Genomic DNA, 12,205 nt, shown 5'->3' on the forward strand with positions numbered 1-12,205 from the left:
ATGAAAGAAAAAAAATCTTTAGAAAGAAAAACTTGTATTATAACTGGATCTGGTAAGGGAATTGGAAGAGCAGCCGCAGAGCTTTTTTATAATCATGGGGCTAACTTGGCATTGATTACCAGAGATAAACAAGACTTGATATCCTTAAGGGACGATGTCGGATTTGACGATGAACGAATTTTTCTAAGCCAGGGAGACGTCTCTGATGAGGAAACGGTTAAAAGATTCATACAAGAAACTATAGGAAAATTTAAAAAAATAGATGTTCTTATTAATAATGCCGGTATACGTTTCAGGAAAGATTTTTTAGACACCACGACAGAGGAGTGGGATCAAGTAATTAATAATAACCTCAATAGCACATATCTTTTTTCTAGGGAAGCAGGGCGAAATATGGTTTCAAGAAAAGAGGGCAAAATTGTTAATATTGTATCGATTGTAGGTACGCTTGGATTGCCTCAGCTTTCCGCATACGGAGCATCAAAAGGAGGAGTAATCACGCTTACGAAATGCTTAGCTTTAGAGTGGGCCAAATGCAATATTAATGTTAACGCTATTGCCCCAGGATTTTGCGAAACATCGTATGTAGAAAAGTTTAGAAAAAAAGAAGAACTATATAAATTTACTATAGAAAGGACGCCGCAGAAAAAATGGGGAACTTCTCTTGACATAGCAGAAGCCTGTCTTTTCTTATCCACAGAAGCATCTAAGTATATTACTGGTGAAGTGTTAAATGTTGATGGTGGTTGGAGTGCTTGGTAAAAATAATAAATTAAGAATAAAAAATGTTTTAAGATAGTAGAAAATTATTGTATTTTGTAATTAATATTGAGACAAATATTTAAAATGGGAATGAGGGGTGAGGAGAAAAATAATCAGAGAAGTTATTATATACAAAATCTTACAGTCGCTCCTTGGCTAGTATCGATAGCTCCTTATCTAATGCGTAATTTTTTCAAGGGGAATAGAAATATCAAAGTTTATTTTATCGATGCTTCAATATGTGGTTTATGGCTGGCGCGCTTCATGTTATTATTTTTTGGTCTCAAGCTTAATGAGTTGAAATTTCGTTTGGTTGATGTCCATGATGACGATGGTGTTCTTCTGCATCTACGAGTAGATTATTTTGATTCTACGGTTGTGCAAAAATATATATTGGAAAGGCCTATTTTCTCGGAGCTGTTTTTAAACAAGCCTGCTAAAAGTAGAATAGCTATGTTTTTGGCAAAACGCATTTTTGCCTCTGCTAGTAAGCCTGAATCGACATTAGATAGAGCAGTTTATCTCATTCAAGTAGTTAAGCAAAAGTCAAAAGAGTATGTAGCTGAATGCTTGCAGCCTGTTTTGTTTTTGGACAGAAGGTTGTGGATGAATGAAATTAAAAGATATGCGTGCAAGCATAATATATCTGTTATTGGCGCTAAAAGTTTTAATATCAATTTTAAATATTTTTTATTAGGGTTTTTGGGACCAAAAATAAATATTTTAAAAAATATCTATTTTTGGTTTTTAAGAATAAAAAGAAGTTTTTGCAGTAAGTATGGCTGGATTGTTAAAAATAAGAAATCAATTTCAATCGTTATCAGACATAAAAAAAATAATGCAGATAATAGCATTATTGGTAGCCAGGTAAAGCTTGGGGTTAACTATTATGGTCATCTTAATCTTAATAATCCAGAACTGTATTCGGATTTATTTTTTTTACAGCAGTCAGATTTATCAGGAAAAGATATTTTAATCGTATCTAATATGCTGTTTGATCCCATTGATGATAAAAAATTAATGGAGATTGCCAAGCATGATATGAATGTAGTTGCGCTTTCAGCAAAGGCAACTAATAGTTTTTCCGTGCCGTTTTTTTACCATTGGCCGAGTCGTAGCTCAAATTCATCGTTTAAGTTTATCTCAAAAAATGCTTATAATGGCGATGAGCGCAGATGGTTTCTGCGGCAGATGAGAGACTACTATAAGGATTGTAATTATTGGCAGGATTTTTTTGCAAAGCATAATGTTAAGGCATTTATGACTTGGTATAAGTATGATGCTTCTCACTGTGTTGTTGCCGATGCCATGCGGAATGTTGGAGGAATAATGGCTGTTTATCAACGCGCCTTTGAGGAATTTCCTTCTTGCAAGACAACGATTGCGTCTGATGTTGTGTTTGGTTTTTCGCCTGCAAATGCTGAGATTGAACGTCTTTCCGGTTCACAGATTTCCTACCATATTTCTACAGGTTATTATGCTGACTACAGGCTACCTTTGCTAAAGGCGCATGCACAGAGGGTGCGCACATCTCTACAGCAAAGAGGAGCTAAACAAATTATTGCTTATTTTGATGAAAATTCCGGAGCTGATTCTCGTTGGCATAATGGGCATGAATCTACAATAGCTAATTATGATTTTTTACTTAAAAAAGTTTTATCTCAAAAATGGTTTGGTCTTATTTTAAAACCTAAGGTTCCCTCAACGTTAAGATTGAGGCTGGGGCTAACGGCAGACTTACTTAAGGAAGCAGAAGCAACTGGAAGGTGTTTTGTCTTTGAGGCAGGGGCCTTGCATAGTGCCTACCCTCCCGCTATAGCTGCTCTAGCTTCTGATATCGCCATCCACGGTCATCTGTATGCTGCAACAGCTGGGCTTGAATCAGCGCTTGCAGGAGTCCCTACTCTTTTACTTGATCGTGAAGGCTGGTCGATTAGTAAATTATACCATTTGGGTTTAGGACGGGTAGTTTTTACTGATTGGCAAAGTCTTTGGAAAACATATATTGAATATTGGCAGGATTCCAGGAAGGTGCCAGGCTTCGGCGATTGGTCTTCGATGATAAATGATTTAGATCCTTTCAGAGATGGCCGAGCAGCAGAAAGAATAGGTACATACTTGAAGTGGTTGCTTGACGGCTTTAAGCAAGGGCTTAAACGAGAAGATATTATGGCTTCTGCCGCAGAGCGTTATGCTAGGATTTGGGGAAGTGATAAAATAGCTACACTGGGGTAGTTATCCAAATGTAACAATAGGTTAGAGAAGATATAACTGTGAATATACAAATTTTTATAAAAAAAGTTAAAAATAAACTGAAAACATTTTGGTTGCAAATAGCTACCTTAAGGAGTGCTAATTTGCGTTGGTTGTTTCGGAATCGTTATTTGCGTATGGATGCTAATGTAACAACAAATCCGGTTGAGAGAAGGATTTTTCATATTGATCGATATAAATTCGCCGTGAATAAACTTAGAAAAGTTTATAGCGATACAAGGAATTTACTTATTGTTGATGTTGCTTGTGGTACAGGGTATGGCTCGGATATTTTAAAAAAAGTTAATCCGAAAAAAATAATAGGTATTGATATTTGTCCTGAGACAGTTAAATATGCTCAAAAAAAATATGGAACGCATCATTGTATTTTTAATACTAGCGATGCTGTCGAAATGAATATTATTAAATCAGGAACTGTCGATGTGGTCGTTTCATTTGAAACCATTGAGCATTTAGAGCAGCCGATAATTTTTTTGAAGAACGTAAAAAGGGTATTGAAGAATAAAGGATGCTTAATTATTTCCACACCTAATAGTTGGGGAGAAACAAGAGACCATAGGTTTGATTATGATTATCAATTGCTGAAGACTCACCTTGAACAATTCTTCACGATAGACTCTATGTATGTTCAAAATAGCGGAAGTATGAATTTATGGATGAATAGAGGTTTTCAGCGGCGGTTAATTCCAGTGAGTCCCGATAACGTTAATGAGGCCGAATGTTTTATAGCCATAGCCAGAAATTATTTTTAATAGTGTTGTTTTGTGCAGAGCGAATAAATTTATGAGAAATAAAATTAATTTTTTAAAGGGATATGTCAAAAGGTATGTAGTTGCTGCATATAAACGACAGAAGTTACAGGCAGGTGAGTTTCCCCCCCAGCTATGGATAGAGAATACCAATCATTGTAATGCAGCGTGTGTCATGTGTCCTCGTGATAAGCATAATCGGTCGCTTGGTTTTATGGAGTTTTCCCTTTTTGAACGTCTGATTAAGGAAATAGCTGTACATAAAAATAATGTTTCAGCTGTTCATATGCATAATTATGGCGAACCGCTTATGGATAAAGAATTAATCAAAAAAGTAAAACTAGCTAAGGATTATGGGATAAAACATGTTTATTTTGTTACCAACGCAGCATTGTTGACTAGTGATTTATCAGAAAAGCTAATAGCCTCAGGGCTTGATCAATTTAAAATAAGTTTTTATGGAACCGATAGACAAACATATAACGCTACAATGAGAGGGCTTGATTTTGATCAAACAATGTCTAATGTTAAGCAATTTTTCCAAATACGAAAGAAGATGAAGTCCCTTCAACCTAAAGTTATAATTCAATACCTTCCTCAGTCTCACAACAAGGCAGAAATTAGCAAATTTAAAAGTATTTTTGATTCCATGATTGATTCTAAATTAGGCGATAGGTTGAATATTTATTCTTTGTTGAATTTCGGGGAAGGGAGAAGTTATAATAACTTTGCCAGAAGAATAGTTAGTTCAATATGCAATTATCCGTGGAGGACTATGGTGGTATTGCATGATGGCCGGGTTACGGCTTGCTGTATGGATTATAATGGGGTTTTATCTATGGGAAATGTTACTCAGAGCACTATAAAGCAAATATGGAATAACCAAACTTATAAAAAAATCAGAGAGGATTTTAAAAAGCTTGATTACAAAGAATACCAGGTTTGTAGAAATTGTGATCTTATTTTTTAGGTAAATTTTTATGAGAATAATTTGTTTTTTAAATCCAAAATTAATTAGCAGTCACAAAATTCCCGTTTTTAATAAAAATCGTTATATTATTTCCTATGATGAGTTTAAACCGCGGGAAGCTATTACTAGAGATAGCAACCTTAAACAAATTATAATTTTTCCAATAACAAATCAAGAGCGGGCCACTTGCGAAAGAGAGTATATCGCTAATGTTTCAAAATTATCCGAGATTTTTGATTCATTGGAGTGGTGGGCGAATCCAATTTCTGAGAAAAATGAACATTCTTCTATACAGTATAAAGATTTGTGTTTATTTTTTTCTTTAATAAAAACTATAGATAAACATAGGGATGAACGATGCGACATTTTGGTTTATGGGGACGGTAGTATTTATAATATTCTGAGAAAGCATTATTCGAACAAGGGGATACAGGTAGTATTCATAGGTAGCAAACTCTTTAGAAACATCCAAAGTTTTATATACCAGATACTAAAAATCGTATTATTATTTTTTAAAATTATTTCACGCAAGTTATTTTTGAGGAAAATAGCCAGTAAACTAAGGAAACAATTAAGTAACAAAAGCTGTTATTATGTAATAAGGACATGGCTTTATAATCAACCAGATGCTAATTTCAGAAATGATGCTTTTTTTGGAAGATTGCCTGAATACGCAGCGAATCGAGGCAATAAAGTATTACTGCTAGGTGGAATTATTGATAATTATCGAAAGATTTTGCAAAAAATATTAAAGTCTGATGGTAAAACTATTGTTATTCCGGAAGAGTATTTTTTAAAATATTCAGATATTTTTAAGTTATTCGTTTATTTTAAATTTAAAATCAGGAAGCTTGATAGCAAAATTATTTTTAAGGGAATTGATGTAACAGATTACTATTCTCAAGAGATTTTTAAAGGATTTTGGCAAGACTCATATATTTATAATATTATTCGTTATATGATTGCAAAGCGTTTTGGCGAAACTGTTAATTTTAATGTTTTCCTGCAGACTTTTGAAAATTATGCTTGGGAAAAAGTGACCATTAAAGGGATTAAGGCGGCAAGGAGCAATTGTAGGGTATTAGGATTTCAGCATGCCTTCGTGTCAAGGAATTCATTTAAGTATTTTCCTGGACAACAGGAATTAGACAGGATTCCTTTACCAGATAAAATTATTACTATGGGTGAGAGGACAAAAGAGATTTTGCAAAATTACGGAGCTTATCGCAAAGAACAAATCGTAGTTGGTTGTGCTTTACGCCAACAGTATCTCGATGATTTGTCTTTTATAGAGAGGCGGCGTTGCAATAAAATACTAGTACCATTGACAATGGTTACTCAGGAGTCAATCAGAATTATTAAGTTTCTTTGCGACTCTAATATTTCTAAGACAAATAAAAATATTGTTATTAGGCCTCATCCAGCACGGGATTTTAAATCAGTAAAAGAAAAGATTCCATTTGAAATACCCAGTAATTTTATAATTAATAATTGTAAGACGATGAAGGAAGAGTTATCTGATGCAGGTATGGTTTTGTATACTTGGTCAACGATTTCTGCCGAAGCATTAAGATTGGGGTTGCCGGTAATTTATCTGGATATATTAAGGCCACTTTATGTTGATCCTTTATTTGAATGTGATGCTCTTAAAAGAAAGGTTAGTGAGGCTGATGAGCTTGTGCCGGCAGTTGACAGCCTTTATGGGATAAGTAATGATGATTTTGAAATTGAACGGAAGATGGCCAGTGAGTATAGTAAAAGTTATTTTTATCCAGTAACAGAAAGTAATTTAGCACATTTTTTTTCGTAAGTATAAAAAGGAAATTAAGGTTAGATGAAAATACTAATTACAGGGGCAGCGGGCATGCTTGCTGAGGAAGTGGTATCTAATTTATTAAAGCATGGGCACAAGGTTGTTCAAGCAGACATAAACCAACGTCTTCCAGATATATTAAAAATTAATATTCAAGATCGTGATGGTGTCATGAGGTTGGTAGAAAAAGAGAGCCCGGATTATATTTTCCATCTTGCTGCTGAGACTGATGTCGATTTATGTGAAGAAGATCCCGATCATGCTTTTAGAGTGAATAGCCAGGGAACCGAGAATATTGCTCTAGTTTGTTTGGAGCATAAGATACCTTGTCTATATATTAGCACAGGGGCAGTTTTTTCTGGAGTTAAGCAAGAGCCTTACACAGAGTTCGATACACCTTTACCAGTAAGTGTTTACGGTAGGAGTAAGCTAAAGGGCGAAGAGATAGTTAAAAATACTTTAAATAAATATTTTATAATTCGTGCTGGATGGATGGTTGGTGGTTGGGAACTTGACAAAAAGTTTGTTTATAAGATAGTTCAACAGCTAAAAAAAGGCCAAAAGCAATTACGTGTAGTTGCTGATAAATTTGGTTCACCTACCTTTACAAAAGATTTTGCAAATAATCTTATGAGTGTTATTAATAGTAAGCGCTATGGATTGTATCATATGGCAAATACAGGTACATGTTCACGTTATGATATGGCAGTAAAGATAGTTGAATATATGGGGTTGAATGGTCAAGTAACAATTGAGCCTGTTAGCTCTGAACAATTTCCTTTATCTGCCCCCCGTGCTCGTTCAGAAATGATGCAAAATCACAAGTTGCAATTGTTAGGACTCAACAATATGCCACGTTGGGAAGATTCTCTCAAAAACTACATTAAAGAGAATAAATGCAGATAAAATGACAGAGTCAAAAAAAATAGATATTATTATTCCTGCTTACAATAAAGCAGATTTAACAGTTAAGGCCATTGATAGCGTATTGCAGCAAACTTACAATAATATAGAAATAATAGTAGTCGATGATGGTTCAACGGATGAAACTAAAAAGTTAATTTCATCCGTTAAAGATAAAAGCAAGGTAAAGTATATCTATAAAGATAATGGTGGTGCTTGTAGCGCTAGAAATTTAGGTATAAAAGTTTCTCAAGCTCAGTACATCGGATTTCTCGATTGCGATGATATGTACTTACCTCAAAAGGTGGAATTAAGTCTTGCTTATCTAGAGGATAACCCCGATATTGGGTTTGTTCATACGGCAGCTTATTTTATAGACGAGAACGACACTATTTTGCGTCAATTTTCTCCTAAGATAAGCACTAAAGTGGGCAAAATTAAAGATAATCTTGTTTTACGTAATTTTATTTGTCCATCAACTACGATTATTAGAAAATCGTGCATCGATGAAGTTGGTTACTTTGATGAGTCAATTTTTACTCCGGCAGATTGGGATATGTGGCTAAGGTTGACAGAAAAATTTAAAGCTAGCTATATTGATATCCCTTTAACTATGTATAGAGTTTCAGATAGCTACATTTTAAGCAATCTAATTCAATCAGAGAAAGAAGAGCAGATAGTGCTAGATAAGCTATTTGTGAGAAATCTTCAAATTAATGATTTCACTAAAAGCAAAGCAATCTCTAATATGTATCTACGCTCGGCTATAAATTACCTAATGACTGGAGATTTGCCTTCATCTAGGAGTAAGTTCCTTGCATCGTTAAGAGAAAACAGATTGAATTTCAAGGCTTTAGCGATGTTCATATACTTTACTTTGGCTAAGCAAAACCTAAGAGCAAAAGTGACGAAAAAAATATTCGCTAAAGATTATTTCTCTGACGCATGATCAGGAGGATAATTTAATTTAACGGTATGGTTTTTACTAATTTTAAAAATAAAAATACCCTTGAAACTTTAATAAACACAACAGGGTTATTGGCTCTTGGTTTAGCCTCTTTTTTATACTGCATTCTTCATAGAAACTTTGCTGAATTAAACCTAAAATTATCCTTTTTGGATTTTCCCATCTTTATTGGGGAAGTACTATTAATTTTTTGTTTACTTTTTTTAGCAATAAAGCTGACTCTTAATTTTCCCAGATTTAACCGAGGGCATTGTTTAGTATTAATTTATTTTTTATTTATATTAATAAAAGCCTTTTGGGGATACTCTAAATGGGGACCGCTTGCCTTTCGGCACGCAGCTTTATTTTACTACCCCCTATTTTTTATCTTTGGCTATAAATTTTACCAGAAAAGTTTTTTTAACAAGTACACAATCCCGATTATATTTTTATTTTTGGTGTACAACACCCGTCAGACTACTTTAGTTTCACTTCTGCTTGCAGTTGTCCTTTTGATTGCTTATTGGAGGAAAAGTAAGCTATCCTACGTTCTCCTTTTAGGTCTTTTATCCTTTACACCCTTTCACTTGCTCTATAAAAGCTCACGAACAGCAATGATTAGCAGTTTCCTTACCATACTTTTCATTCTGGCTGCTTTGCTTTTTATATCTAAGCTAAAAATAAGGTATAAAATTTACCTCTTGATAGCTTCTTTTGTTTTCTCCCTGTTAGTTTTATTTAAGGTTTCACCGACCAATGAATTAAAATCTTTAGTGTCGTTTAAGCATTTACTTAATGGATATAAACTAGAACGCCAAAGAATAGCTGAAAGAGAGATTAATTTTGGAATTCAGGATATAAAAGTAGCCCTATACAATCCAGAGGTTAAGCAAAATGGCTTAAAACAGACTATTCAAGTAAAGCCAGATGAACCTCAGGTAGACTTAGAAAGAGTTAAGCCGGCCTTAGAAGAAATAGTAGTTGTTAGCAGCAGTCTTAAAGATCCAGAGGCCGAGGTAATACAAGCAAGAATAAGAGAGCTTAAGGATAAGGTGGGAAAAAATGAAGCCACATTATCTAAAAACCAATTGAACACTCAAGAGGGCCTCAATAGCCTATATAGAAATGCTAAGGGTGTAGTTCGTATTTTAGAAGATAAATCGAGCATACTTTCTTTGGAGGATATAAGGAAGATTGAGCGAGCTAAGACTTTGCTTGGTGAACTTTCAGTTATAATCGATAAATCCCAAGCAAAGAGTAAGGCTAAACCAATTACCCGCAATCTAGACGGAGCCAATACTAGTTCTTTGTTTAGGATTTTTATTTGGGAAGATATGATAAAGCAACTCATAGAAGAAAAACCGCTTTTGGGATTTGACTTTGGCAAACCCCTGCGCTCAAAGAATATTGAAATATTATATTTGGCTGAAGCCGATTGGAAAGCCTGCGGTTGGATAACTCCACACAACTCTTATCTTCATGCTGTCTACAGGGCTGGGGTTGTAGGACTATTGTACGTAATTATAATTTATATTTTTCTGCTGATAATGATAAAAAACTTTATTTCTTTACGTTCAGTTAAAGGCATACTACTGTCGGGGAGCGTAATGGTTTGGTTGATAGCAGCTAATTTTTTTGTTATTTTTGAATTGCCTTATAGTGCTATTCCTTTTTGGAGTCTATTCGGTATGAGCTGGGCTTATCTAAGCGGTCTCAATAGAAAACTTAACAGTCAGAGGAGGAAGATGTAGATGCAAGAGAAAGCTTCAGTAGTTGGAATGGATAAATTTTGCAAGAATTCTTTTGATGCTTTCTTTCAAAAGATACCTTTTTTGTGGCTTAAAAAGTTACTAGATAGAAATAACATTGATTTAAATGAAAAGTCGGTCTTAATCGCTGGATGTGGGATAGGCCGTGACATTTACCACTTGCAAGATTTTTATAAATTTGACAGATTGTACGCCTCCGACATTAGTATCGATTCGCTTAAATCAACTATTTCTTCTTTTCCTTTGGCCAAAGGAGTAATTGTCGATAATCAACGGTTAGGATTGGAAACTGATTCTGTTGATTATGTTTTTGTGGGAACCTCTTTGCATCATTTGAAGGAACCATTGAGAGGGCTATATGAGCTATTGAGAGTTGCTAAAAAAGGACTGATAGTTATGGAGCCTAACGATACTTGGCTTACCAGACTTTTTGAGAAATTAGGCTTGGCTCAGGAATACGAAATTGAACATAAAAATTATGTTTATCGATTTAGGAAAAGAGAGGTAGCCAAGATAAGCAATGCCTTATTTTTCAAATACGATCTTTGCCGTTTTTTTGCTACCCATAGGGCACCAACAACAAAGATAGAGTTTTGTGCCCTAAAAATTATACACAGATTATCTAATTTATTTTTTCCTAGTTTTGGAAATCATATTGTGTTTATAATCAAAAAAGAAAAGTTACTTCCTAGATGCTTGCAAGCTAAGTAATGTTTGAATGAAGATTCTTCAGGTTCATAATTATTATAAACAGTCCGGAGGTGAGGATGAGGTTTTTGCTGCTGAAACAGAAATCTTACGTCAGAATGGGAACGAAGTTTTAACCCAGACAACTTGCAATAGCTCAATCGATGAAATGTCGCGGCCAAGACTGGCTTTGCACACTATATGGTCAGAGAGCTCTAGGAATAATTTCTTTCAATTATTAAAGAATAATCGGCCAGACATAGTCCACTTTCATAATATTTTTCCTCTTATTTCTCCCTCGGTCTATTACGTTTGCAAGCAGCTTAAAATTCCAACAGTCCAGACTCTCCATAATTATCGGCTGATATGCCCGGCGGCTATTCTTTTTAGAGATTCAGCGATATGTGAGGATTGTTTTAATTCTTGTTGTTTTTGTCCCGGGATTCGACATGGCTGTTATCATGATTCACATTTACAGACAGCGGTTATTTCTAGTATGTTAATTTCCCATCGTTTATTTGGAACTTGGAAAAACAAGGTTAATTTTTACATAGCTCTTACTGAATTTTCACGGAAAAAATTTATCCAAGGGGGCTTGCCAAAAGATAAGGTGGTAGTCAAACCTAATTTTATTTATCCTGAGATAGAATCGGGTAAAAGCAAAAACAGATATATTCTTTTCGTCGGTCGCCTTTCTCCGGAAAAAGGAATAATGACACTTCTTGGGGCTTGGAAGCTTCTAAAAAATGTTCCTTTAAAGATTGTTGGGGGAGGACCTCTGGAGAAAACAGCCTTAGAAAACTTAGAAGCAGAAGGTTTAAAAGATATAGAGTTTTTAGGACGGAAGTCTCACCAAGAGACAGTTGAATTAATAAAGAAGGCTTATTGCTTAATATTTCCTTCAAATTGGTACGAATGTTTTCCGATGGTAATAATTGAGTCTTTTGCTAGTTCAACTCCAGTGATTGCTTCTAGACTGGGAGCAATGGAAGATATTATCGATGAGGGCAGAAATGGAATTTTCTTTGAGCCGCAAAATCCTAAAGATCTTGCCCAGAAAGTAAACTATGTTTGGAATAATAGTGACAAAATTGCTATAATGGGACAAGAAGCCAGGAAAGACTACCAGGATAAATATTCTGCCAATAGGAACTATAAGCTACTTATGGATATTTATTATAGAGCTATTGATCAAGCTAATGCTTAACTTATGACAAGAAACAATTATAGGAGTTATATATTTTTATTTGATGTTTATTGTTTTATTGTTGCCGCTATATATGTAGGGTGGAGAATATTTATTTTTCTAAAAAGATATTTTTAGGATACTGT

10 protein-coding genes are annotated in these 12,205 nt (G+C 34.6%); all 10 read left to right on the plus strand.

Features of this window, described 5'->3' with window-relative positions; all coding sequences use genetic code 11:
* The 10 genes from K9L86_02885 to K9L86_02930 all read left to right on the plus strand — a co-directional run bounded on the left by K9L86_02885 (position 1) and on the right by K9L86_02930 (position 12,080).
* A complete protein-coding gene (locus K9L86_02885) occupies positions 1-762 on the plus strand; it encodes an SDR family oxidoreductase (GenBank protein ID MCF7907806.1) in 762 nt (253 codons plus the stop codon).
* Positions 763-942: 180 nt separating this feature from the next.
* On the plus strand, positions 943-2,997 hold the full coding sequence (locus tag K9L86_02890; protein MCF7907807.1) for a hypothetical protein: 2,055 nt from the start codon (positions 943-945) through the stop codon (positions 2,995-2,997).
* Positions 2,998-3,035: 38 nt separating this feature from the next.
* Positions 3,036-3,788 carry a class I SAM-dependent methyltransferase gene (locus K9L86_02895; GenBank protein ID MCF7907808.1) on the plus strand — a complete coding sequence of 251 codons (753 nt, stop codon included), beginning with the start codon at positions 3,036-3,038 and terminating at the stop codon, positions 3,786-3,788.
* 31 nt (positions 3,789-3,819) lie between these two features.
* The gene (locus K9L86_02900; protein ID MCF7907809.1) at positions 3,820-4,755 is read left to right on the plus strand and encodes an SPASM domain-containing protein; all 936 of its coding nucleotides are present in this window, start codon (positions 3,820-3,822) and stop codon (positions 4,753-4,755) included.
* Between the two features lie 10 nt (positions 4,756-4,765).
* Complete coding sequence (locus tag K9L86_02905; protein ID MCF7907810.1) at positions 4,766-6,565, plus strand: hypothetical protein; 1,800 nt, start codon at positions 4,766-4,768, stop codon at positions 6,563-6,565.
* Between the two features lie 24 nt (positions 6,566-6,589).
* Complete coding sequence (gene rfbD / locus K9L86_02910) at positions 6,590-7,474, plus strand: dTDP-4-dehydrorhamnose reductase (protein MCF7907811.1); 885 nt, start codon at positions 6,590-6,592, stop codon at positions 7,472-7,474.
* A gap of 1 nt (position 7,475) precedes the next feature.
* Positions 7,476-8,420, plus strand: a complete 945-nt coding sequence (locus K9L86_02915; GenBank protein ID MCF7907812.1) for a glycosyltransferase — start codon at positions 7,476-7,478, stop codon at positions 8,418-8,420.
* A gap of 611 nt (positions 8,421-9,031) precedes the next feature.
* Positions 9,032-10,168, plus strand: coding sequence for an O-antigen ligase family protein (locus K9L86_02920; protein ID MCF7907813.1), 1,137 nt, complete (start codon positions 9,032-9,034; stop codon positions 10,166-10,168).
* Positions 10,169-10,897: a class I SAM-dependent methyltransferase gene (locus tag K9L86_02925; GenBank protein ID MCF7907814.1), complete on the plus strand. Its 729-nt coding sequence runs from the start codon at positions 10,169-10,171 to the stop codon at positions 10,895-10,897.
* A 7-nt stretch (positions 10,898-10,904) separates the two neighbouring features.
* The gene (locus K9L86_02930) at positions 10,905-12,080 is read left to right on the plus strand and encodes a glycosyltransferase family 4 protein (protein ID MCF7907815.1); all 1,176 of its coding nucleotides are present in this window, start codon (positions 10,905-10,907) and stop codon (positions 12,078-12,080) included.
* The last annotated feature ends 125 nt before the right edge of the window (positions 12,081-12,205 follow it).

The sequence above is a fragment of the Candidatus Omnitrophota bacterium genome, from assembly GCA_021735655.1.
Classification (GTDB): Bacteria; Omnitrophota; Gorgyraeia; order Duberdicusellales; family 4484-171; genus JAHKAJ01.

Coding starts and splice junctions, on each gene's coding strand:
- K9L86_02885 (MCF7907806.1), top strand. CDS start 1: ATGAAAGAAAAAAAATCTTTAGAAAGAAAAACTTGTATTATAACTGGA.
- K9L86_02890 (MCF7907807.1), top strand. CDS start 943: ATGCGTAATTTTTTCAAGGGGAATAGAAATATCAAAGTTTATTTTATC.
- K9L86_02900 (MCF7907809.1), top strand. CDS start 3,820: ATGAGAAATAAAATTAATTTTTTAAAGGGATATGTCAAAAGGTATGTA.
- K9L86_02905 (MCF7907810.1), top strand. CDS start 4,766: ATGAGAATAATTTGTTTTTTAAATCCAAAATTAATTAGCAGTCACAAA.
- rfbD (MCF7907811.1), top strand. CDS start 6,590: ATGAAAATACTAATTACAGGGGCAGCGGGCATGCTTGCTGAGGAAGTG.
- K9L86_02915 (MCF7907812.1), top strand. CDS start 7,476: ATGACAGAGTCAAAAAAAATAGATATTATTATTCCTGCTTACAATAAA.
- K9L86_02920 (MCF7907813.1), top strand. CDS start 9,032: ATGATTAGCAGTTTCCTTACCATACTTTTCATTCTGGCTGCTTTGCTT.
- K9L86_02925 (MCF7907814.1), top strand. CDS start 10,169: ATGCAAGAGAAAGCTTCAGTAGTTGGAATGGATAAATTTTGCAAGAAT.
- K9L86_02930 (MCF7907815.1), top strand. CDS start 10,905: ATGAAGATTCTTCAGGTTCATAATTATTATAAACAGTCCGGAGGTGAG.